This is a genomic window from Burkholderia sp. BCC0097, assembly GCF_902832985.1.
In the GTDB taxonomy this organism is placed as follows: Bacteria; Pseudomonadota; Gammaproteobacteria; order Burkholderiales; family Burkholderiaceae; genus Burkholderia; species Burkholderia orbicola.
In genome coordinates, this window is record NZ_CADFDM010000002.1 from 644,605 (window position 1) to 669,898 (window position 25,294).

Genomic DNA, 25,294 nt, shown 5'->3' on the forward strand with positions numbered 1-25,294 from the left:
TGCAACAACGCCCGCTTGCGCGGGCGTTCGTGCTCGTTATATGTGACGAACTCGCCTAATGTTTCGTCGTTGGCAGACCGTCAAACTGACCGCTGAAGTCCACGAACGGCTCTTCGTTGATCGAAGAGGTATACGTCAATGGGAACAGCGATTCGAATGTCTGGCCAGACTCACGCGACTGCACCTGGAGGAACGCATTCAGTTGCTTAGCAGAGAGATCCGGTAGATTCATGTTGACATGGAATACACGGTCTCCCCCAAACAAACCGAAGGAGAAGACCCGCTCAATACCAACAACGTAGCCAGCGAACGATCGACCGTCTGGCGTTCTGAAGTTCGCACGAATAGACAACGCTCGCTCCGACTCAGGAAGTTGGTCAGCACTCGTTACCGGATGATAGAGATCATCTTCATCGTCGTAACGCCAAATCGGCCAAGCCGCGAAGTCTTGCGGTGCAAGCACCTCTTTTGCATCAGTACCCAAGTTGAACCCCTTTAATCAATCCCGAATCCCTAAGCAGCAGTTGGGCCGGTGTTCGCGCAGAACTCGGAGCAATAACGATATTCTTCCCGACTCCTCCAATCGGATCAAATCGATCGAAGAAACGTGCAGCTACGGCCGGGTTATCTAAAGTCACAATCTGGATCGGAACGTCCCTCACCCCTGCTAAGTTGAACGCAACAAGGCGACGATTGTCGATTGAGAACGGAAGGCCCTCATGCATCACAATCTGCAGTGGATTACCGACTTGGTCTGCGATGACCTTGCCAGACCGGAGGTCTGAAACCAGACTGTCAATCGTGCCGCCCTTCGAGAAGAATGGACTGGCATCTGACTGCGTAAACCGAATCTGAGCCGGATCTGCACGATAGAAACCGGGAGCGACATCGCCAGCTGACAGGTCAACCAAGCCAGCTCTGCTTATCCCCGATGACCCTGCTTCTACGACATTCAGCTGCATACCGCTACGCGTCATGTAGCTGTTCATCGCACGGCTAACCGCCGGCCCGAAGGTCTCAACTGCCGCAGGCGCTGCCAAGCCGATCCCTCTCAGCGCTGCTCCGGCCATCGGTGCTGCGCCGGCCGCCATACCCAATTCAGTCAGCGCGGCTCCACCATAGCTCCCATCCGAAACCTGCTGCGCAAAGGCACTGCGCCAACCGCCCGTCGCTCCGCTCGCTGCGGAGTACACGTCTCGATATTGATTGCCAAGTTCGATCAGCGGATCGGCGATGAACTCGCCCACCGCTCGTACGCCTGCCCCGATCTTTTCCGACAACGGAGCAGGCGTCTCGAACACATTGCGCGTGTCGCCCGCAAGACCGCGCCAGAAACCACCATCGGTTTGCGCGAGCCTGATGTCGGTGCTCGGACCGTTCATCGCCGAACGAAACGCCGCATCGTTCAGATTCAACCGGGTATCGTCCGACCAAGCCGCAAATGCGCCGTCGTAACCCGTTCCATACAGGGCACCGAGACCGCTTGTCGAACCCGATGCAGTCACATTGATTGCATCAAGTGGCAGTGCACCGGGCCCAGCAAACTGAGCGCCCGCATACGGGCTCGGCGTATTGCTGTACGCCTCAATTGCACCAGTCAGCGCACCCAGAAATTGGACATCGTCGGGATGCATTGGCGACGCGTTGGCTTTCGCGACCGAGGCACCTTGGATTCGGTCCACCACCATATTGCCAACCGTGTCGGCAACGATGTCCCCGATGTTACGCGACAAGCTCCCGCCACGAACCACCGTACTCGCAACACCAGCGCTCAATCCGCCGGTTACGCCGCTGGCAAGCCGCGCCATGGCCGTGCTGGCACCCGCCCCGATCGCTACCTTCCCGACCTGCTCGCCCACCCCGTATCCTACACCAGACGCAATCGCGCTGGCCGCCACGCCTTTCCAGTCAAATCGATCCTGCAGCCCCGTTACTACCCCGATGCCCTGCGTCGCAACTGACCTTACGGTACCTTGAGCCGCTGCACTCCACGCGCTACCCGGAGCACCCGCCGCGGCACCAATGCCCGCTGTGACGCCTGCCGATATAGCACCTAACGTGATGCTTGCAAAATTCAAGCCGTGCTGCTCACCACCGGCGATCATCACGCCCTGGCTTGCAAGCGCACCCGCTGCACCACCAATACCCGCAGCGACCGCCCCGGACGCCGCACCCAACGTGCCACCGGTCACGCTGCCCGACAACGTCGCCACGCCCAAGCTACCCAATCCACCACCTGCCGTTGCACCGGCCCCGGTTGCCGTCACACCTAGCAATTCGGACGCCGCGCCGGCAGTGTAGACCGTTGCCACTACCGCCACGATGATCGCAATGATCGGCAAGAATCCGCCGCAACCACCCGGCCCCGGCGGCGGCGGCGGCGCCGGCAGCGTTGGCTGCGTATTACCAATCGCCAGCCCCGGATCGTACGGCTTGAACGTCGTCGACGTGTTGTGGACGTTCGTCACCTTGTTCGGCACGGTCAACAACTGTCCGGGCCGCAGTTCATCCGTACTCTTCAGACCATTCGCATCCGCCAGGATGTACCACAGACTCGAATCGCCCCACAGCGCGGACGCAACCGATTTCAGCGTATCGCCCGCACGTACCGTCCACTGGCCCGCGCTCGCCGCCGGATACGTGCCGTTGATCGCCATGTAGTTCTCGTCGAAGTCGGCAGCACTGATCGGCGTGAACACCCGATACTGATTCTCGTTGCCCTTGCCCAGCTTGCCGGCAAGTTCCTGCATGTAGTCGATCTGGTCGATCCCGTCGTTACCCTGGTTCCCGACCCGGTTGCCGTTCAGGTAGTAGTAGTTGTGTTTGCGATCGCCGGCCGCGCCCGTAATCTGGCCGTTCGCATCGACATTTACGCCGGTCAGTTCATCGCGTCGCTGCACCTGGCCGCGCAAATCGGTCCAGTACTGGAACGCGCGAGCCTTGCCCGGATCGTTCCCGCCGTCGTCATACGTGCTCTTCAGGTTTCCGTTCGCGTCGTAGTTGAAATATGACGTCGCCGGCTTCCAGCCTGGCGCGTTCGGATTCGACGCCTGCACCGTCACGCGCGATTGCTTTGCGCTGTCCCACAACTCGTACGCATAGGTGGAAGTTGTGCGCGTCTCGCTCGCGTCGTCCGGCGTCGTTTCCACCTTCGTCAGCGTACCGTCCGCCATGCGCGTATAGACGGATGTCGCGTGATGCAGATTGTCGCGCTCTTGCGAGATCATCCCGTCCGCATCCCAGGTACGATCGATCCCGGTCACCTGCTGGCCGGTGTTCGCGTCGCGCTCTACGAAACCGGTCACGCGACCCATTAGGTCGTTCTTGCGCTCCTGCACGACGATGTCGTTGACGCTCTGCGTGGCAAGATAGCCGTTGGCGTCGTACGTGTAACGCTCAGTCCGGCCGTCTTTCGCGTACACAGCCAACACCCGTTCACCCGCGGCGTTATAGCCAAGTTGTATGCCGTCTCCGCCGAGCGTTCCCTTCACGATCGAAACGCTCGTGTCGCTCGGATCCGTTGCACGCGCACCCGACAGGCTGCCCATCGACACCGTGAATCGATTCAGCGCATCGTATTCGTACCAGTACTCCTGCTCCCGGTCGTGATATCCGACCATGTCGGTGTACTTCGCAAGCATCCGTCGGCGATTGCCCACCGCGTCGTACTCGTAGTAAACCTTGTACGCATCATCCTCGATCGCAGTCACCCGGTTCAACGCGTCGTACTTCACGCGAGATTGCGCGAACACAAATACATCGCCGAAATTCGAGAAGTACTCGGCCGTGCGATTGCCGTCACCATCGTATTCGTACAGCGATTGCGTCTTCGTCGCGTTATCCTGGATCGAGCGCACCAGCCCGTTCGAGTAGTACGTGTAGTCGACGTCCTGGCCACTCGTTCCCGACTGTTTCGTCAGCAGGCCCGCCCAGTTGTACTGGTACTGGAACACGTGCCCACCGAGGTCCGTGTGCTTCATCAAGCGACCGAACTGGTCGTTCTCGTCGACCGTCGTCATGCCGTTGGCATTGGTCGTCGTGCGAATCCAACCGCCCGCGGTCGCCGATCCGGCCGACCCCATGCTCGTGGCCCACTTATAGTCATACTTGACTTCGCGACCCGCTGCGCTGATCGTCTTTACCACCCGCCCATCGACGTCGTAGAACGTACGCTCGCGGCCGCCCTGCGCATCGGTATGTGCAATACGCCGATCCAGTGCATCGTATTCGTAGCGGTCGATGCTCCGTTGGCCATCCGCCAGCGCCGGCCGATCGACTTCGATCAGACGGTTCATTTTGTCGTAACGGTAGTCCGTGCGACGATTCAGCTCATCGGTCGTCGTTCGCAGATTGCCAAACACGTCGTACTGCATCACCTTGCTGAACCCCAGTGCATCCCATGTCCGGGCGACCGTGGCCTTGGCAGACCCGTAGTTCCACTGCTGGGTAGTCAGGTTGCCGTTGGCATCCTTCAACCCGACCAGGTTGCCGGTGAGGTCGTAGTAAAAGCTCGTGTCCGGCTCGACTTCGACTTGTGCGCCATTCGCGAGCGTCACGCTGACCTTCGGCTCGTGCTTGAGCGTCAGATACCCCATCGTGTTGTATGACGAGGTCGTCCAGTTGCCGCGGCCGTCACGTTCGGCCGACACCTCGCCGAATGCATTGTGCTGCTGCAAACGGTCGATCGTCATGTCCTTCGCTGTCTCGTCGATCACGCCGACGATATCAACGTTCGTCACCGGGTTGTTACGCGTACCGGTCAGGAAATAGCTCTGGCGCTCGGTCAACACCGTGCCGTTTGCATCCTTGGCCAGGTAGCGATATTCGAACTCGGCTCGCGTGGGCAGCGCCGATGCGTCGAACAGGAAGCGCCCCAGTGCGTCGCGCGTCAGCGTCACCTCGGTAAACGGGCGATCGAATGCCTGGTCCTTCGCCGTGGATTGACGGTAGTACAACGTGATCGTGTTGACGTTCGTCAGCGGCTGGCCGTCCGCACCGACCGGCTTGAATTCGAAAATGCTCGGTCGCTCACTACCCGTCAACGTGACCTGCGCATTGCCCACCGTCCCGACGGTGATGTCGCCAGCGCCCATCGCCAGCGGTACACCGGCAGCGTCGTATGCGGTGTACTTGATCGCGTAGCCGTACGACTGGCCGGGTTGCGGGATCAGGCCGCCCGCCTGGACATCCCAGGTGAACTCGCCATTACCCATGCGCGTAACGCGCGAATAACGTGTCGTGCCGTCCTGCACCCACGACACCATGATGTAATCGGTGTCGGCAGGTTGCGAATGGAAGACGATCGTCGATTTCAGATCGGCCAGGTAGTTCGTGCTGAACGACGGCGAACCGTTTCCGCCCGGCAATCCCACTGAACTCAGCACCGCATCGAACTTCTGACCCGCTGCGTTGTACAGGTCGAACTCCACGTCGAGGTTGCCCGGCGCGTATCCCGACAGGTCGATCGAGAATGCGCCCGTGGCAGGATCGCGCCAGAGCGTTCGTTCTTCGGTCCATGTGGCGCCGCCCTGCGGACGCATCTTCACGACGACGTGGTCGGCAAGATGCAGCGCGGAATCGCGCGCCGAGTAGAGGTTCAGGGTTTGCGGCGACGTCCAGATGTAGCTGCCGGATGCGTCGGCCAGGAAACCGGCACGACTGCTTTCCTCGTAAAGGGGGATCGGCGACGACGTTATGGTCGAGTTACCGCCGCGCGCGATATGTGCGTTATAGCCATCACGGCGCAGCAACGTACCGGGCTCGCGCCCGTCGCTGCCGTCCGAAACGGCCATGAAGATCATTTCGTAGTCGCCATCAGGTAAGTTACCGATGTCGACCGTGTACGAACCCGGCTGGCTGAACGAACTCTTGTCCAGTGTCCGAAATACCTCATTCGTTCCTGCCGGCCGATAGTACAGTTTCGCCTGAGCGCCGGCAGGCAACGAGTTCCGTGCGACGCTGAGGAGACTAGCCGCGCCCTCCAGCGGTGTATCGACATCAAGCGCATTAGGTGCTGCGACCGTCACCGTCTCGTGATATGCATCGCCGCCACCATCCTCTACACTAGAGAACAGCGTGGCGGATTGCGAAAACGTGCCGACCGATATAGGACCGGAAGCGCCGCTCCGGGGTGTCACGAACACTTCCACCGATGCGGAAAAATTCACTTGGTTCTTTCCCGCGAACCCATTTACCCAGAGCGACTCCGGTGTCGTGTAGTTGATTGGTACGCTAACCTGGGTGGCATTGACTGGCATCGGTCCAGACGTCACGGTGGCCGATTTGCCGAATCCATTCGTCTCCATCGACTGTTCGCCGCCAGTCGGAGCCCAGATAAACCCATTGACGGTATAGCTGACGCGTACTTCGACATTGTATGCGCCATACAACGCCGAGAAATCCGGCAACGTGAAATCCAGCGACTGGATCGTGACGTTGCCTCCCGAACCGCTGCCGCGATCTCCAAAGTCCGGATAGTTGACTGCCCATTTGGAAGTCGCATGCGCCACGCCGCCCGAGCTGGACATGCCGACATCCCCCCCCTCCAGAGGCAATATCGGCCCAAGTACTGGCCGATTCTGCTTCTCGATCCATCCACCGATACTCAACTGCGTATTCGCAAACACCCCGCCGTCGATCGGAATATCGACCGGGCTGAAGCTGATACGCGGCACACTGCCGGACGTCTTCGGCTGGCGAATCTGGATGACCTGATTACGCGCGTCGTAGCGCGTAAAGGTCTGCATCATGTCCGCCTTCTGCAGCAGATTCTGGAGATCCTCACCCGTCCTGACGGCGAACCCGCGTAGATCGGTCTGCATCGACTCAACCTTCAGCGTCGCATTCCCATTGCGATCGTACATGTACAGATGCGAGATGCCGTCGTTGAAGTTCGTGCGGACGACACGGCCAGCATTGTCGTAGTCCGTGTATTCCTGCCACTCGCCGCCTTGCTCGGAGAGTACCCCGTTGCCGTTCGTGCGCCGACCAATCAATTCACCGTACGCGTTATAACGCAACTCGGTCTGGATGCCCTGCTCCGTGCCGCTTTCCCGCCATGTTCCGCTGAATCGCTTGATTTCCCGGTTTTCCAAGTCGTAGCGGGTCGCGAACGAGTAAAATTTTCCAGGTCCATCAGCCTCGACGTTACCGAAAGACGCACCCGTCACATTACCGGACACGTCGTACGAGTAAATGGTCAGTGTCCCGTCCGCATACCACTTGCCTTCGACTCGGCCACGAGCGTAAGTGTATGCAGTCTCCTCGTCCCCGCTACTGTGCTGCCGGGTTTCCCGGGTGATATTGCCGAGACCGTCATACTGGTACACAGTCCGTGCGCGGGTTCGCTGTCCCTGGTAATCGGTGAACTCCGGCAATATTTCCAGCGTGCGATGGCTGAGCACATCGTATCCATAGTCGTACTGGTTGCCGTTGGCATCGATCTGCTTCAACAGATTGCCGTTGCCGTCGTATGCATAACGCGTCCTCGCCGCACCGACCTGTTGCGTCAGCTTACCGTTGCCATCGACCGCAGCGAACTGAACGTTTTCGCGAGTCTCACTCGTCTTTCGACCGTTGCGATCCCACGTGTACTCAGTGATCCGGTCGTCTTCGCTGCGCGGCCATGCGTTGATCAGCGTGGCGCCGAGCAAGGGATTCGCCGTCACTGGGTCCGGATACGGTTTGGCGAACCGTATCTCCTGTGTCACGTCACCTCGCTCGTTCAGCGTATAGGCGATGCCGTATCCCTTTGCGTCGATCTCCAGCGTCTTCTTGCCGCTACCGTTGTAGAAGTACAGTGTGCGACCGCCGCTCGGGTCCGTTTTGGAGATGACCGCGCCACGTCCGTCGTATTCCCATTGAGTGACGAGCTCACTGCCTGATGTGATGAAGTATTCACCACGCTGGTCTTCGCCCGCGCTCGGATCGAAATACCCGGTCGCGACGTTCATCACGCGCGACTGGACGAGGCGTCCGTCTGCGTCAAAGACCGTGCGTGTTTCGCGCACGTTGGTCGCATCGACCGGCACCGGCGGCGCTGAACCTTGCGTAGCCTTCACCAGGTCCCCGAAGATCCGCGTACGCGTCGCATTACCGGACGGATCGTACTCCCACAAAGTGAGCGTACCGAGTGGGCTGACCTGCCCGGTCTTGCGGCCTGCGGCGTCGTAATACAACGTCGTCACCCCGCCACTCACGTTGACCTTCGACACAAGATTACCGCGCGCATCGTAGATGTCTGTCTCAACCGCATCGGCCACGTTATAGTTGCCTAAATAGACAGACTGATAAGTTCGAACCTTGCGGTCAAGCAGATCGTAGCCGTACTCGGTAATGCGTTCTTCGTCGAGCCCCTGCGCTTCCGTCATCTTGATCCGGTTGCCGCGCGAATCGTACTCGAAGCGGTTGACGACGGCCTTGTCCTTCGACCGGATCGGCAACGTCTCGGACGTCATCCGGCCCAGATGGTCGTACGTATAAGTGAACGTGCCGCCCAGCTTGTTCGTATAGCTGGTGCGATTGCCGAGCCCGTCATACCCGTAGGTTTCGAAATACCCTTCTGCATCCGTCGACTTGATCAAGCGACCGAGCTTGTCATACTCCATGCGCGTGACGGCATCTGCCGGATCGCCGGCCGGCAGTACCTGCGACAGATCCGACTTCCAGCCGTCGCGTTTCCAGGCATCATCGACCGCGCCCGATCGCGCGAGCCGGTAATCGGTCACTTGCGACACGGTGCCGAATGCATCGTATTGCGTGCCGACGACCCAGTTTTCCGGGCTGACCTGCGCGACGACCCGATTGAGCTTGTCATAGAACGACACCGTCGTGGCCGACAACGGGTCGGTCATCGTCACCTGGTTGCCAAACGCGTCGTACTGGTAACGCGTCACGTTGTGCAGCGCGTCCGCCTTCTCGGTCACCCGACCGGCGGCATCATAGCTCTGAGTGCTGGTGTAAGCCTGCAACAGCGCGCGCTTCTGGTCATCGGTCAGAGCGGCCGCAGCCAGCGCGTTGCCGGCGCCATCCACGAGGCCTCGCGCACCTCGCTCCGCGAGCGCCCAGGCGGTGTCCTGTTCGGCAAGTTCGACACCGCGCGGGTCGGTCGTCGCAATCCGCCGGCCGACTGCGTCGTACGCATAGCGGGTCGTGATAGCAACGGCCGTGCCGTACGCCTGCGTCTTCGCGATCAGGTTGCCCGCCAGATCGTAGACGGCATGCGTCGTCGACGCGTCGCTCGTGCCGGCGGCCACGGTCGTATCGACGGCCCGGCCGAGGGCGTCGAGCGTGTAGCTCGTTTTGACGCCCAGCGCGTTGGTCGTCTCGATCAGACGCCCCGCACCATCGTACCGATAGGAAGTGACCGCGGCCTGGTCAAGCGTCTCCGACCTGAACGCCAGCCACATGTCGTAGGTCTTCTTGTAGCTTGCCGCTTCAGGATGAGCACGTGCGTAACGAATCGTCTTCGCGAGACGACCGGCATTGTCGTATTGATTTTCGGTGACGTAGCCCTCAGCGTCGACCGTGTACAGCGGACGGTTCGCGTCGTCGTAGAACCACCGGGTTTCGCGTGACGTATTCTGCGCCCCTTGCGCATCCCACGTGTTCAGCAGATCCGTGAAGGTGGCGTAGTTCGGATTGTCGGTGCCCATATAGGGCGTCGCGTAGGACTTCGTGTCGACCAGTTGGTCGGTCGCATTGTATGTATTTCGCGTGACGTAGCCGGCTGCATCGATCGTTGCGACCAGGCGATGCTTGACGTCATACACCATGCGCGTCACGCGGTCGCCTGCCTGAACCTGAGCGTCGATCCGCGACAATGCAGTTCGGATAGCGTCTTGCGACTCGCCTTCAGCCGGGTTGATGAACCCCGCGTACGCCGTCTTGCGAACCACGTTGTTGCTCGCGTCGTACGTCAATTCCGTGACGGCGCCTGCTGCATCGACGGTGAAGCGCAACCGGCCGTCAGCATCGTAGACGTTCCGCGCGATCTCGTCCTGTTGCGATGCAGGCACCAGGCTACGCAATTGTTCCGACGTCAGTTGGTCCGGCAAGCCGGCCAGTGCTACCGGCGTCGCATACACGGTACGTTTGACGGTCCGCCCTTCGGCATCGCGGTCGATGGCGGTTACGGTACCCGTCGGACCAACCGATCCAACTTCCCGGCCAGCGGCCTCGTAGACATGGTGCGTGACGCCGCCCGCCGCATTGGTCTCGGACACCAGGTTGCCGGCCGGATCGTACGCATAGCGCGTCGTCAGCTTCAGACCGGCCGGATCGACGATCTGCTCGATCAGCCGACCGGCGCCATCGTACGTGTTCTGCGTGACCTTTGCGGTCGCGCTGTCCGCACCCTCGGTCACCGTCAGGACCTGGCCCGTGCCGTCATAGGTGAAGGTCGTCGTCAGCTTCTGGCCGCTCGGATCGACGATCACCGTCATCGTGCGGCCGTTCAGGTCATAGTGCGTGTCGGTAATCGTTCCGGACGGGTCGGTCGTGCGAACCTGCTGCCCTTTTGCGTCGTATTCGTACTTGGTGACCAGTTCGACCGGAACCCAGCCGTCCGGGCCGCTCGCCGGCGAATTCTGATTGGTTCGTTCCTTCCGCGTCAAAACGCGACCGACTGCGTCGTAGCTGTACTCGACGGACTTTCGGTCTCCCTCGTACTCAGTCAGTACGTTGCCGGCATGATCGCGGTCATATCCGTGGGACTGGTCGATGTCGTAGCCGTGCAGCGTCCGGCTTTGACTACTCACATTCTTCAGGAGACCGTCGCGATCGTACTGGTATTTGACGACGTTATCCTGACCATCAATCACACTTTCAATCTGGCCGAACTCGTTGTACTTCGTGGTCGTCACAACCCCTTCAGGCGTTCTGACGATCATCCACTGCATCTTCGAGCTGTAGCTGTACGTGGTCGTATTGCCCAGGTGGTCTGTTTGCGTCAGCACGTTGTTGAACGCGTCGTACGTCGTACTGGTCCGGCCCGCCGCATCACGCATGCCGACAATGCGCCCGTTGCGATCGTACTCCGTGATGCGTGACACACCGTTCGCGTCGACGGATTGAACTACTCGACCGAAGGCGTCGTAGACGGCTTTCGTAATCAGATTAAGGTAGCCGGGATCTGTCGCTTGCTGAATCTGATGTCCGACGCGATCGTAGTCGTATGTCGTGATCCGATGCGTATTGACGCCCACCTGTTGGGATTGCGACGTCACCTCACCGAATGCGTTGTATGCATACTCGGTGGTCGCGCCCATCGCATCAGTGCGCTTCGTCAATCGGCCGGCCGTGCTGTAGTTGAAGGACGTGCGGGACGCGTCGGTGTCGTCGAGGGACGCAATGGCGGTCGCCACATCATCCGTGAGACGGCCGCCCTGAAGCGCCTTGAGTACATCAGCCGACAGTCGAACCGCGTAAGCAGTGGTCTGAGCTATATCCCCGAAAGCATCGCGGGTATGCGCGACCACTTCACCGGCCGCGTTGATCGTGACCGCAAGATTGCCGTTCGCGTCGTAGTAGTAGAGCGTCTTGCGGCCGTCAGCATCGGTTGCGGATGTCCGCAAGCCAGTCGCATCGTACGTGTAGGTTTCGTAGAACTCGTCGCGACGAAGCTGTGCAAGCATGGCGGCATCGCCACTCTTCTCGTACAAGTCGATCAGTTCGAGTATCCTGCTGCCCTCTCCGGAATACTTCCGGACCACGCGACCCTCTTCGTCGTAGCGATACGTCGTCGTACGGTTGAACGGCGGCTTGCCCTGCGTTTCCGTCAGAACGCGCCCGACCTCGTCGTACGTGAAGCTCGACGTCTTGGAACCCATTACGCCATAGGTGACCTGCTCCAGCAGACGGCCCATCGCGTCGTACGCGTAGGTCGTACGCTCAAGGTTGCCCGGCGTCGATGCCGATGCGATCAGATCGGCGGCATTGAGCGTGTAGCGAGCACCGAACCATTGCGGGCCGTCGATGCCCATCAGCGACGGCGTCGCAACAACTTGACTGAACACGTGATTGTCGAAGCTTGCACTACGTACCGTGACCGGGTTTTCTCTCCCTGCGCGGAATTCGACTGTATGACTCGCCAGCGGAATCGCATTGGGTACCGTCAACGTATAGGTGGCGTAATCTGCCGAGGTGAGCGTCACCGTGCCCGCTTGTACGCCGTCCAGCCAGATCTCCAGCTTCGCGCCAATGTTGCCCGCGGCCTCGATCTCCACTGGCACCTGCTGCGGCTGGCCCAACGCACCCAACGCGATGCGCTGCCCTCGCACGCGCTCGGTGACGTTGCCCTGAGCGTCGTATTGATAGCGCGTGACGTAACCCTCGCCATCGATTTCCGCCGCAAGCAGTCCACGCGCGTCGTAGACGAAGCGCGACGACGTGTCCTGTGCGCTGGCGCCTGGAATGAGGTCGACAAGCTTGGGCACCGAATTGCCGTTGAACGCCAAGCGAAGCGATTCGCCCACGGGTGTCGCATAATGCACGGTTTCGATGCGTTCGCCAGCAGCGTTGTAGCGGTATTCCGTCAGGTAACCCTGCGGGTCAAGCTCGCCGCGCAGCAGCCCGTCCTGGTCATACAGGTAGTGCGTCGACCGGTCTCGCGCCGGATCGGCTGCCGGAACGCCCATCGGCGGCATCGCGGTCGGATCGACACGATTGGCATATATGGTCTTGCTGGTCAAACGGCCGAAGCCATCGTAATCCAATTGCGTCAATGTTCCGTCCGCATCGACCGTGCGATTGACCCAAGCGTTGTTCATCCTGAACATCCAGCTCGAGCGATCCGCGGTGGTTGCAGTGGGCCGGAGCCCGGAGGTTTCGAGCGTCAAGGCGCTCCCGGACGGCAATCGTTCGATCGGCCGCCCAGTGCTGTCGGACAACGTGGCGAGTTGCGCCGCGGTCAGCCGCGTTGCATAAGTCACCGCCCGTGTCTGGAATGCGTAGGCCCTGTCGTAGACGTATTCCGTGAGTGTCCCGTCCGGCGCTATCTCGGCAACCCGCTGGTTGCGGGCGTTATATAGATAGTGGGTATTCTGGCCGTTCGCGTCGGTCGATATCCGAAGCCTCCCATCGGCGTCGTATCGGTTCGACGTCTTCGAAAGAAGCCGGCCTTGGACCGTATCGGTGGACGCGACGAGTTCACCGGCCGCGTTCCAGACCGACGTACGCGTGAGGCCGTTTGCAAATGTCACTGAAGCCGCATGACCTTTGTCGTCGTACTGATACGTCGTCAGTGCACCATCGAAACTCACGGCGCTCAACAACCGCCCGAGGCCGTCGTATGCGAATTGCTCGACCCGCTCCTGCCCCGACGGGCCGATGTAGCGCTCCAGCAGGCGCCCATGCGGATCATAGACGTAGCGCGTCTGGGATACCCCTCCAGACGTATCGCCCGTGCCGTCGGCCAGCAAGCGCTCGTACCGCGTTTCGACCGCCACGTTGCCACGCCAGTCGTAGGTCGAATCGATACGCAACGCATCTTCCCGACTACCGAGGCCGCTCACCCACGCATCGAGCGAATCGATGGATAACGCCGTCGACTCGGCCAAACCTGCGACGTCGAACACACCGCTGTTGTAACGGATTTCCGCTACGCGCTGTCCGGCCGCGTTGTAACGGTATTCCGTCACCCGGCCCTCGGCGGTCACTGTATAACGCAGGTGTGCGACGGCATCGTATGCATATCGCGTCGTCTGCGACATGAACTCCGGGCTGCCCATCGAACCCCTGACCGTCTCCGTCAGGACCTCGTTACGCGAGCCATAAGTACGCAGCACGTTCGTCCCGATATTGCCTTCCAGAATTAGATTTCCTACGGAGTCGTACTTGAGGTACGCGTGGCCGAGCAACGTATCATTCTGGTTGCTCAGATTTCCTTGAGCGTCGTAGTAGAAACTAGCCTCACGGCGTTCCCATTGCCCGTCGAGAGAAGATGCTGTCCGGATATCAGTCAGCCGCCCGGACTCGTCCCACGACATCACCTGAACGAAACCAAGCGGATCGGTCACGGTCGTCTCGCGTTTCGTGAGGTCGTACCGCAGCCTTGTCATCCTCACCGCACCGTTGTCGGCAAACTGCGCGATCGTCGAAACGCGATACTCGCCACCGAGTAGCTCATACGCGAATTCCACCCGCGAGCCGTCCGTCTGCCCGATCGACGCAATCCGGTCGCTCGTGCCGTCATACGTGTACGTCGTCGTAAACACGTTGCCGTCGGAAATGCTGTTGTCTTCAGGCGAGAGGTCGGTCACGACCTGCGACAGTCGCCCCTGCGCGTCGTATGCATAGCGCACCGTGGTCTCGGTCGCAGCCTGCCCGTTCGCTTGCTGATAGACCGAACGCAGCGCCGAAAGCCGCCCGGCTGCGTCGTAGTCAAGATAGGTGACATCCCCGCCCGCCGTCGTGATCTGTGCGAGTTGACCAGAGGCGGCATACCCGTACTTCACGGTATTGCCGTCGACGTCCCGGCTCGACACCAGCCGACCGCCCTGGGCCGCGCCGTACGTTTCCGTCACGTGCTGATTGCCATCGGTCCACATCCAGCTGTTCGTGGAAGCATCGAACTGCAGGGTTGCACGTGGCCCCGTCGTCGTCACGGCCGTCGGCCCGGGCTGGTTCGCATCGCCGACGTTCGCGCCCACACCTGCCGTCGATACGTAGAGATTGCGCGCGGCATCGAACGCAAACTTCGTTTGCGAACCGTCCCAGTCCGTCAACGTGATCGTGCTTCCGGCCTCGTTCAGCGTGCCGGTCAGCCCGTCTACGGTACGGGATGCCCCTTCACGCCAGTTGAACTGCCCGAGGCTGTTGTATGCCCGGTACACCGCGCCGTTGATCCCCTGCCCCAACAGCAGCTGATCACGATCCTGCAGCATCAGGTTGCCGTTCGCCGCGTTGACGTAGACCTGTTCGCCCGTCTGGCCGAACGCGGCATTGCCCAGTACGCCTCTATTGCCCAACGCCGTGGACGAAGAGGATTGCAGACCCAGCCCTTGGCCCGTAACGATCGCTACCATGCGCTTGCTCTCCCGTATTCGGTGTGGTTGCCGCCTGGCCAGGTGGGCCGGATACGGCTTTCATGCGGGAGTTATCTGAAGCTTTCGAAATTCGTTTAGCGATCGGACGGCAAAGTTACATTTTGTTACACATGGCTGTATAACGTGGGAACCCGCGCCCGGCCGACAACATTTGTCAAATAACTTGAATGACCGCCAACCGGCCGGCAATTTGCCTTAACATCCGGCCGTCATATCGGCTCATGTCGAACGCGGTCGGTCAATCGTCGCGCATCGGCTATTGATTGCTCTACCGGACGCCCCCCGGCGCACCCCTTTCACCTGCCCCCAGGACCGACCATGTTCCAGACCCCGGGAGATTCCTTCGTCAACGGCTCGCTGCTGGGCCTGTGCGTCGAGGTGCCGCTTGCCGCGCTGTTTTCGCTGGCCATGCACGGCGTCGACTGGAACGGCCCGCGCGTCGCGATGCTCATCGCCACGCCCGTGCTGATCGCGTGCCTTGCGCTGCTGACCCGCCCGGTCGCATTCAGCACGGTCTGGAAGCACAAGCGCTCGCCTTTCGAGCTCGACGACAACGTTCGCGCATCGATCTACGGCCGGCTCTGCGGGATCGTGCTCGGCGTGGTATTCGGCATCATGGTCGCGACGACGTTCGCCTGAGCCGCCCGCCTGAATCCTCCGACGAAACCTGCATCACCGCTGCCCCGCACGCGCCTCCCGTTTCATCGCATCACCCCGCCGCAACCAGCGGATTGAACGAGGTGTCCCAGAACGGCGCGACGTGGGCCGGCCCATCCAGCACGCCGATGCGGGCAAACACGTCCGCGACCTGCTGGTGCTGCGCGACCACGTCGGGCGTCACCGGCAGCAGCGCGAAGTCTTCGCTGCGCTGGTCGAACATCGCGACGAGATCGGCAACCGGCACACGCGTCTCGCGATTCTGCGCGAGCGCATAGTCGCGGAAATGCCCGTTCGCCCATGCATACGCACGTCGAAACCGCAGCAGCAGATCGCCCGTTGCCGCGCGGCGACGCGCATCGTCGAGCGTGCGCGGATTCGCGTACACCGGAAAATTACCCGACAGATACTCCTTCCCCGTCTTCAGCACACGGGCGTCGTAGCGATTGCGCGCGAGCTGGCCGTTGTAGCCGTAGATCGCCCATGCGTCGATGTCGCCGCGATCGTACGCGGACAGCCCGTCGGTCGGCGAAAGGTTGATCGGCTGGATGTCGTCGAAGGTCAGGCCGGCTTCCGTTAGTTGTCGATACAGGAAATAGTGCGACGTCGTCGCGCGCACGTAGCCGACGCGCTTGCCCTTCAGATCCGCGATGCCGCGGATCGGCGTGTCCTTGCGCGCGAGCGTGACCTGGTTGTTCAGGTCTTCGCGCACGCGCGAGATGAATCGCACGTTGGCTTTCTGGCGCGCGGCGAATACGGCCGGAATTTCGCTACCCGAACCGATATCGAGCGCGTCCGCGTTGAGCGCCTCGATATGCAGCACGCCGTTGTTCAGTTCGCGCCAGTCGATCCGGTACGGCGTGTCGGCGAGCCCGGCCGCCTGCAACAGCGCGCGCCAGCCGCCTTTGTAGGTCGCGACGCGCAACGTCGTGCCGGCCAGATCGGCGTCGGCGGCCGGCGCGGCGAACGCGGCCAATGGGTGCGCCGCGATGGCGGCGCCGGCAAGCAGCAAGCGGCGACGTGCCGCCGACATTGACGACATCGGATACTCCTGTCGATCGGATGAGAAGGAAGTGGAACCGCCGTGTCAATGCAGCGCCGGAAAACCGTGGCGCTCGGCCAGCAGTTGGAGGATGCGGCGCGCGTCGGTGACGAAGCGCACGTCGCCGAGCGTCTGCGCGTCGTCCGGCGCGGGCTGGTCGCGGCCCAGCACGAGCACCGGCAGGCCCTGATGGGCGTCGTCGAGCGCGTCGATCACCGCTGGCCGCGGCCGCTCGAAGCCGACGCGCTTCACTTCGAGGCGCGCGGCGAGATCCGGCGCGCTCGCCAACAACCCCTCGATCGGCAAGCCATGCGGACAGACGAAGCGCTGGCCCGGATGCTTCGGATCGGCAAAGCCCGGTTCCAGCAGAAACAGTACATCGCGACTCATGTCGAACGGCTCCTTTCTCGTTGATCGATCCAAGCGGGAAGCGCGCGCACCTGTGCGCCCTGCCGTTCCCGAGGCATGCCCGGCCAGCGCCGGATGCCAGACTCTACCGTCGCACCTCGCTCGGCCCTACCAACGTTTTGCGGAATCGATATGCAAACGCGCATAGCGCATCGGCCGGTGGTCGCCTAGCGGGCCGTTGCGTAAACGCATCGTCCTGCGAACGACAGATATTGCGGATATCGAATGATTTCATCGATCGATATGACCGCGCATGGTCGTTTCCGGCGAGCGACGTTCGCGGTCCGCGCGATGCGTTCGCCGCAGCAGGCGCGCCGGATGCGATCGCGACACACCTGTCGGGCCGGCGGCAACGCACATTACAAATCGGCCGCGCCGCGATTTACAAACCACGGATCGGCCGTTCATCGGCGCGTCGGTCGTCAATAGCATCGTGATCCTCGCAAACGTATTGATAAAAACAGAGGATGGTCATGATCAAAAAAACGGTGGTACTGGGTTTGGTGTCGATCGGTTCGGTCAGCGCGCAGGCGCAGAGTTCGGTGACGTTGTACGGCGTGGTCGACGCCGGCATCGCGTATACGAACAACCAGGGCGGCGCGAGCAACATCCAGCAGACGAGCGGCAAGCTGAGCGGCAGCCGCTGGGGCCTGAAAGGCGCGGAGGATCTCGGCGGCGGCCTGCAGGCGGTCTTCACGCTGGAAAGCGGGTTCCGGCCGAGCGACGGCGGGCTCGGCCAGGGCGGCCGCCTGTTCGGCCGGTCCGCGTACGTGGGCCTCGGCAAGAAAGGCCTCGGCACGCTGACGTTCGGCCGTCAGTACGAGCCGATCACCGATCTCGTCGCGCAGTATTCGGGAGCGGGTTTCTGGTCGCCGGCCACGCACGTGGGCGACAACGACAACCTGAACCAGAGCTTCCGGCTGAACAACGCGGTGAAGTTCCGCAGCGACACGATCGCCGGCTTCACGGCCGATCTGCTCTATGCATTCAGCAACCAGGCCAATGGCGGCGCGGGCACCGGGTTCTCGAACAACAACGCATGGGGCGCATCGGCGAATTACGTGAACGGTCCACTGTCGATCGGCGGCGGCTACGTGCGGTTCAATCATCCGAATGCGGCGTCGAATACCAGCGGCGCGGTGGGCGGCGCAACCTCGACCACCGGCAACGACTACAGCGGCGCGTTCTTCTACGGGCTGAACGGCGGCGTACTGAAGCAGCAGATCGGCGCGGTGGGCGCGAACTACGCGCTTGGCCCCGCGACGCTCGGCTTCGCATGGAGCCACACGCAGCTCAACTATCTCGACGGCTCGTCGCGCAAGTTCAACAACTACGACGTGAACGCGCGCTACCAGATCACGCCGGCGGCCACGCTGATCGGCGTCTATACGTTTACCGACGGGCGCGCGAGCGGCCTGCCGGGCACGAGCGGCCAGACGCTGAAGCCGCGCTGGCACCAGTTCACGCTCGGGTTCGACTATGCGCTGTCGAAGCGTACCGATATCTACGTGTCGGGCATCTACCAGCTCGCGGCCGGCGATGCGAGCACCGCGACGGCGGGCGGCTATCGCAAGATCGCGGCGATCTCGAACATCGGTAGCGCGTCGTCGACGAACCGCCAGCTTGCGTTCGTCAGCGGGCTGCGCGTGAAGTTCTGACGGCACGCGCGTCGGGCGCGGCGCAATCGTCACGATAAGCAAAGCGGGAATCGTTGTTTGCCGTGCCACGCCCGGTTGCCGAGAATGATCGTTTGTCCGCGCGGCTCCCACGCCACACGCATTCCACCATGACCGATTCCCGCTTTCCTCCACGTGCCCCGCACCCCGGCCGGCGCACGGCGCTGCGCCAGCTCGCCGGCGGCTGGGCGGCCACGATGCTGCCCGCCGGCGGTGCGCTCGCGAGCGAGCCGCTCGATGTGCCGCCGTGGACGCGCACGCCCGGTGCGCCGCTGCTGTCGCCACCCTACGGCGTGCCGGGGCAGCACGAGCGCGACGTGATTCGCCGCAGCGCCCGCACGCCTGCGCTGCCCAGTTCCGGCTCGTCGATGACGCCGCTCGCCGACCTGTTCGGCGACATCACGCCGAACGGGCTCGTCTACGAGCGTCATCACGCGGGCGTGCCGGACATCGATGCGCAACGCCATCGCGTCGTCGTGCACGGCCTCGTGCGCGAGCCGCGCATCTTCACGCTCGACGACCTGCTGCGCTTTCCGTCCGAATCGCGCATTCACTTCCTCGAATGCTCGGGCAACACGGGCAGCGAATGGAACGGCCCGAGCGGGCTGCCGGTTCAGTTTACGCACGGGTTGCTGTCGTGCTGCGAATGGACCGGCGTGCGGCTGTCGACGCTGCTCGACGAGACAGGCGTCGACGCCGACGCACGCTGGCTGCTCGCCGAAGGCGCGGACGGCGCGGCGATGACGCGCAGCCTGCCGCTCGACCGGATTCTCGAGCGCGCGCTGGTCGTCTATGCGCAGAACGGCGAACGGCTGCGCCCGGAGAACGGTTACCCGGTGCGGCTGATCGTGCCGGGTTTCGAAGGCAATACGAACATCAAGTGGCTGCGGCGGCTGAAGCTGGTGCGTGCGCCGGAGATGACGCGCGAGGAAACGTCGAAATACACGAATCTGCTGCCGGACGGCTGCGCGCGCCAGTTCGTATTCGAGATGGACGCGAAGTCGGTCATCACGCGGCCGTCGGCCGGCCATCGGCTCGCCGCGCACGGCTACTACCCGATCAGCGGCTACGCGTGGTCGGGCCGTGGCCGGATCCGCGCCGTCGACGTGTCGACCGACGGCGGCCGCACGTGGCGGCCGGCGCGGCTCGCCGGCGACGTACGCGACCGTGCGCTGACGCGCTTCGAGGCCGACTGGATATGGCGCGGCGAGCCGGCCGACCTGCAAAGCCGTGCGACCGACGAGACCGGCTACGTGCAGCCGACCCGCGACGCGCTCGTCGCCGCGCGGGGCCTGAACTCGCAGTACCACTACAACGGCATCCAGAACTGGCGCGTCGGCTCGGACGGCGAGGTGCGCAATGCGTAAGCCGCTCGCCTGCCTCCTTGCAGCCTGCGCGATGACGTCGAGCGCGTTCGGCGCGGGCTTCGGCCTCGGGCAGCCGGTCGACCGCGCGGCGCTCGCCGCGTGGGACATCGACGTCGCGCCGGACGGCAGCGGCCTGCCGCCCGGCGCGGGCACGGTCGCACGCGGCGGCCACGTGTTCGCCGACAAATGCGCGATGTGTCACGGCGCCGGCGGCGAAGGCGGCGTCGGCGACCCGCTCGTCGGCGGCGTCGGCTCGCTCGCAAGCGCAAAACCCAAGAAGACGGTCGGCAGCTACTGGCCCTACGCGACGACGCTGTTCGACTACATTCGCCGCGCGATGCCGTACAACGCGCCGCAATCGCTGAGCGCGGACGACGTCTATGCGGTCACCGCGTACGTCCTGCACCTGAACGGCATCGTGCCCGGCGACGCCCGGCTCGACGCGCGCACGCTGCCGCGTGTGCGGATGCCGAACCGCGACGGCTTCGTGCCCGACCCGAGGCCGGGCACGTTATGACGCGTCTCGCTCCGCTTGCCGCCGCATTGGGCCGCGCACCCGCGCGAGTCGCGCCGCACCTTTCAGCAAGGACCCCGTGATGAGCGATTCCACCCTCGCCGCCCCGCTCGCGCCGACGCCGTTCGTCGGCGTGCGTTCGCCGGCCGAGTTCCCCGACAGCCCCGCCTCGCGCACGCTCGCACAGCCGCTGATGCTCGGGTTGTTCCTGCCGATCCAGGCCGGCGGATGGAGCGCGTCGACGCTGCCGCGCTCGACCGACTGGACGTTCGACTACAACGCCGATCTCGTGGCCCGCGCCGAAGCGCTCGGCTTCGATCTCGTGTTCGCGCTGTCGCAGTGGCTGCCGAAAGGCGGTTACGGCGGCGTGTTCGACGGCCAGGCGCTCGACTCGTTCATGACGCTGGCCGCGCTGACGGCGCGCACCGAGCGGATCATCCTCGTCGCGACGAGCCACGTGCTCTACGGGCCGTGGCATCCGCTGCATTTCGCGAAGTTCACCGCGACGCTCGACCACATTTCGCGCGGCCGCTGGGGCATCAACGTGGTGACCGGCCACCGCGCGATCGAGCATGAGATGTTCGGCTGGAACCGGATCGAACACGACCGACGCTACGAGATGGCCGCCGAATTCCTCGATGCGGTCCAGCAGTTGTGGGCGCAACCGGACAATTTCAGCTACACGCCCGAGCTGTCGAGCTGGCGGCTGGGCGGCGCATTCGTGACGCCGAAGCCGCGCTACGGCCGCCCGCTGCTGATCAACGCGACGGGTTCCGATGCGGGCATCGAATTCGCCGCGCGCTATTCGGACATCGTGTTCGTCACGAGCCCGGCTGGCCCGGATGCCGAACGCGCGATCGACGCGCTGCCCGCGCATACCGCCCGCGTGAAGGCGGCCGCCGCCAAGCGCGGCCGTACGATCCGCACACTGCTCAATCCGCTCGTGATCTGCCGCGAAACGGCCGCCGAAGCGCGCGCCTACCGCGACGCGATCGTCGCGCATGCGGACGAAGGCAGTTTCCACCGCTTCGACAGCGACGCGCACGCGTGGCGCGGCGGATTCGAGCAGCGTGCCCAGGCCGCCGCGCGCGCGATCGGCGGCAATATCTCGATCACCGGCTCGCCCGAAGAAGTCACCGATACCATCGTGCGGCTGCACCGCGCGGGCATCGACGGCATCCAGTTGAGTTTCTACGATTTCAGGCCCGATCTGGACTTCTTCGGCGAGCGTGTGCTGCCGCTGCTGCGCGAAGCCGGCTTGCGGCGTTGAAGCCGGCGCCGAAACCCGGCGCGACGGCGTAGCCGCCGCCGCGGGCGGCCGCCGTCAGAACACGCGCCCTTCGGTCAGGTGCGTGGTTACACCGTTCAACACGTAATCGCCGACCACGCGCGCCTTGTGCAGCAGCGGGTTGTGGCTGAAGATCGTGCGCAGGTTGCGCCAGTGGCGATCGAAGTTGTGCTCGCGCGCCGTCGCCGACGCGCCGCCCACTTCGAACAGCCGCTCGGCCGCATGCAGCGCGAGCTTGCTGACGATCAGTTGCGTGCGCGCGGTCGCGAGCGCGCTGTCGAGCACGAGCGCATCCGCATCGGCGGCGCCCGCTTCGATCGCGTCGGCGGAGCGGTCGAGTGCGCGCGCGTTTTCTCGCACGAGCGCATCGATCGCGTGGCTATGCGCGGACAGTTCGCCGACGATCTGCTGGACGAAATGGTCGTCGCGCGCGGTCGGCGCCGGGCTGTGGAGCGCGGGACGGCCGTGCGCGAGCACGTAGCGGCGCGCGTCGGCCACCACGTTGCGCACGATGCCCGCGCCCGTCGCGACGAGATGAAGCTGCCGCAGCGCGCCGCAATGACGGCCGACGAGCGTCGACCCGTCGCGCGGGGCCACTTCGTCCGCGAATACCTGCACGTCGTTGAGCAACAGGCTGCCGCTCGCGGTCATGCGCTGGCCCATGCCGTCCCAGTCGTCGAGCACCTGCAGGCCGTCGCGCGCCACGGGAATGATCACGGCGAGCGGGTCGCCTTGCTCGTTCTCCACGTTGATGCGCGCGAAATCGGCGAACGCGGTGCCCGTCGAATAGTATTTGCGGCCCGTCACGCGGTAGTGGTCGCCGTCGCGGCGCAGCACGGTCGTGTTCTCGCCCGGGCGCGACGTGCCGCGCTCGGTCGACGCGCCGCCGAAGATCGCGCCGGCGAGCACGCGCTCGAGCTGCACGTCGTTGAACGCGGTGCGCGGCGACAGCCGCAGCGTCTCGGTCTGGTCGTAGTGGATACGCAGCGCGTGCGCGAGATTCGAATCGGCGGCCGCCAGCGTCGCGATCGACTCGAACAGGTCGACCAGCGTGCCGCCCAGCCCGCCGCGTTCGACCGGAATCCGCAGCGCGCCCAGCGCCGAGCGCCGGAAGAGCGCGAAGCCTTCGAACGGCAGTTCGCGACGCGCCTCGCGTGGTGCGGCATCCTCGCCGATCAAAGTCGCGAGGTCGGGCAGCGCGGCGAGCGCGTCGCGCAATGCGTCGCGCGGATCGACGGCATCACGGGCAGTCATTCGGCAGGTCCTTGTTCGGGTAGATCAGGGAGTATAAGGACGCCCCCGCCGCGCGTGAAAAGCCGATTTCAGCTTACGTTATGCATGCCCCGGGATTGATCGCGGACGGACGCGTCAGTGCTGAATGCCCCAGCGCCGCACGGTCACGCGTTCGAGCGTATCGAACACGAGGTTCTCGACCAGCAGCCCGATCACGATGACCGCCGCGAGACCCGCGAACACGCGATCGGTATACAACTCGTTGCGGTTCTGGAAGATGTACCAGCCGAGCCCGCCCTGCCCCGCGCTCGCGCCGAACACGAGCTCGGCCGCGATCAGCGTGCGCCACGCGAAGGCCCAGCCGACGCGCAGCCCGGACAGGATCGAGGGCAGCGCGGCCGGCACGAGGATCAGCGCGATCTGGCGCAGGCCCGTGAGCCCGTAGTTGCGCCCGGCCATTTTCAGCGTGGCGGGCACGCCGACGAAGCCGGTATAGATGCTGAGCGCGAGCGGCCACAGCACCGCATGCACGAGCACGAACAGCAGGCTGCCGGTGCCGAGCCCGAACCACAGCAGCGCGATCGGCAGCAACGCGATCGACGGCAGCGGATTGAACATCGACGTCAGCATCGTCAGCAGGTCGCGGCCGATGCGCGTCGATACCGCGAGCGACGTCAGCGCGAACGCCAGCAGCACGCCCAGCGCATAGCCGCGCAGCAGCACCGACATCGAGATGCCCGTCTTCACGAGCAGTTCGCCCGACTCGATGCCCTGCACGAACGCGACCAGCGTCGCGCCGAAGGTCGGGACGAGCAGATCGTTCGCGACGATGCGCGCGACGATCTCCCATGCGGCGATCAGCACGAGCGCGATGACGCTGCGGCGAAACCACGCGGCGTCGGCAACGCGGCGCAGCAGCGGCGCGGGCGCCGCCCGCTCGGCGTCGGGCAGCGCGTCGAGCGGGCGCGTATATTCGTCGCGCACGGGCGGCAGTGGCGGCACGGCCGGATCGATCGTACTCATGATGCGGCGCCCTCCGTCGTCGCTGCGTGCGGTGCGTGCGGTGCGTGCGGTGCGTGCGGTGCGTGCGGTGCGTGCGGTGCGTGCGGTGCGTCGGTGTCGAACAGCAGGCGGTGGATTCGCGCGACGTTGTCGCGGAAGTCGCCGGTGTCGACGTTCTCGAGCGAATGCTCGTGGCTGTTGAGTTCCGCGCGCACGCGGCCCGGATGCGGCGACAGCAGCAGAATCCGGTTGCCGACCACGAGCGCCTCCTCGATCGAGTGCGTGACGAACAGCAGCGTGAAACGGAACTCGTCCCACAGCCGCAGCAGTTCCTCCTGCATCTTGCGGCGCGTGAGCGCGTCGAGCGCTGCGAACGGTTCGTCCATCAGCAGCACGCGCGGCTGCATCGCCAGCGCCCGCGCAATCGCGACGCGCTGCTTCATGCCGCCCGACAGCGTATGCGGATAAGCGTCGGCAAACGTGCCGAGGCCGACCTTGTCGAGATAGTGCAGCGCGCGCTCGCGTGCTTCGGCGCGCGACAGCTTAGCGGCGGCGCGCAACGGAAACGCGACGTTCTCGACCACCGTCTTCCACGGCGGCAACTGATCGAATTCCTGGAACACGACGATGCGGTCGGGGCCCGGCCCGCGCACGGGCCGGCCATCGAGCGCGATCGAACCCGCGACGGGCTCGATGAAGCCGGCGATCGCCTTCAGCAGCGTCGACTTCCCGCACCCCGACGGGCCGAGCAGCACGAAGCGGTCGCTACCGTACACGTCGAAGCTCACCTGATGCGTCGCGCGAACGATCCGTTCGCCGCTGCGGTATTCGAGGCTGACCTGGTCGATGGCGAGCAGGCGTTCGCTGTGCGTGGCGGCCGGCTCGGCCTGCGCGGCCGAGTGGTCGCCGGCACGTGTATCGGGCACGGCCGGCGCGGCCGGCGACGCGCCGCCACGTGCCGCATACGGCGGCAACCAGGTTCGGGGAGAAGTGGCGTTCACGATCGAATCTCTTGCGGGAAAAGCATCAACATACGGCCGGGCGTCGTGCGGACCAACCATCG

The 25,294-nt window shown here is 63.6% G+C and carries 12 protein-coding genes; 5 read left to right on the top strand and 7 right to left on the bottom strand.

Features of this window, described 5'->3' with window-relative positions:
* Nucleotides 1-55: 55 nt before the first annotated feature.
* A complete protein-coding gene (locus HWX07_RS08175) occupies nt 56-484 on the bottom strand; it encodes a hypothetical protein (RefSeq protein WP_175875909.1) in 429 nt (142 codons plus the stop codon).
* Nucleotides 474-15,023, bottom strand: a complete 14,550-nt coding sequence (locus HWX07_RS08180) for a LysM peptidoglycan-binding domain-containing protein (protein ID WP_175875910.1) — start codon at nt 15,021-15,023, stop codon at nt 474-476. The genes HWX07_RS08175 and HWX07_RS08180 overlap by 11 nt, the downstream gene beginning before the upstream one ends.
* Before the next feature lie 339 nt (nt 15,024-15,362).
* On the opposite strand from HWX07_RS08180, the gene HWX07_RS08185 reads away from it, so the two are divergent.
* Nucleotides 15,363-15,683: a hypothetical protein gene (locus tag HWX07_RS08185; protein ID WP_175875911.1), complete on the top strand. Its 321-nt coding sequence runs from the start codon at nt 15,363-15,365 to the stop codon at nt 15,681-15,683.
* Between the two features lie 70 nt (nt 15,684-15,753).
* Here the strand turns inward: HWX07_RS08185 and HWX07_RS08190 are convergent, their stop codons facing one another.
* A complete protein-coding gene (locus tag HWX07_RS08190) occupies nt 15,754-16,743 on the bottom strand; it encodes an ABC transporter substrate-binding protein (protein WP_175875912.1) in 990 nt (329 codons plus the stop codon).
* Nucleotides 16,744-16,788: 45 nt separating this feature from the next.
* The gene (locus tag HWX07_RS08195) at nt 16,789-17,133 is read right to left on the bottom strand and encodes a DUF3088 domain-containing protein (protein WP_175875913.1); all 345 of its coding nucleotides are present in this window, start codon (nt 17,131-17,133) and stop codon (nt 16,789-16,791) included.
* Between the two features lie 491 nt (nt 17,134-17,624).
* Between HWX07_RS08195 and HWX07_RS08200 the strand changes: the two genes are divergently transcribed.
* From HWX07_RS08200 to HWX07_RS08215, 4 genes are all read left to right on the top strand, one after another.
* Nucleotides 17,625-18,809 (top strand): porin, encoded by a 1,185-nt coding sequence (locus HWX07_RS08200; protein WP_175875914.1) that lies wholly within the window; start codon nt 17,625-17,627, stop codon nt 18,807-18,809.
* Between the two features lie 128 nt (nt 18,810-18,937).
* Complete coding sequence (soxC, locus tag HWX07_RS08205) at nt 18,938-20,194, top strand: sulfite dehydrogenase (RefSeq protein ID WP_175875915.1); 1,257 nt, start codon at nt 18,938-18,940, stop codon at nt 20,192-20,194.
* On the top strand, nt 20,187-20,711 hold the full coding sequence (locus HWX07_RS08210) for a cytochrome c (protein ID WP_175875916.1): 525 nt from the start codon (nt 20,187-20,189) through the stop codon (nt 20,709-20,711). Before soxC ends, HWX07_RS08210 begins: the two co-directional genes overlap by 8 nt.
* Before the next feature lie 79 nt (nt 20,712-20,790).
* Nucleotides 20,791-21,978 (top strand): LLM class flavin-dependent oxidoreductase, encoded by a 1,188-nt coding sequence (locus HWX07_RS08215; protein WP_175875917.1) that lies wholly within the window; start codon nt 20,791-20,793, stop codon nt 21,976-21,978.
* Between the two features lie 54 nt (nt 21,979-22,032).
* Here the strand turns inward: HWX07_RS08215 and HWX07_RS08220 are convergent, their stop codons facing one another.
* The 3 genes from HWX07_RS08220 to HWX07_RS08230 form a co-directional block, all read right to left on the bottom strand.
* Complete coding sequence (locus tag HWX07_RS08220; protein WP_175875918.1) at nt 22,033-23,250, bottom strand: acyl-CoA dehydrogenase family protein; 1,218 nt, start codon at nt 23,248-23,250, stop codon at nt 22,033-22,035.
* Between the two features lie 114 nt (nt 23,251-23,364).
* Nucleotides 23,365-24,252 (bottom strand): ABC transporter permease, encoded by an 888-nt coding sequence (locus HWX07_RS08225; protein WP_175875919.1) that lies wholly within the window; start codon nt 24,250-24,252, stop codon nt 23,365-23,367.
* A complete protein-coding gene (locus HWX07_RS08230; RefSeq protein WP_175875920.1) occupies nt 24,249-25,292 on the bottom strand; it encodes an ABC transporter ATP-binding protein in 1,044 nt (347 codons plus the stop codon). Before HWX07_RS08230 ends, HWX07_RS08225 begins: the two co-directional genes overlap by 4 nt.
* Between the last annotated feature and the right edge of the window lie 2 nt (nt 25,293-25,294).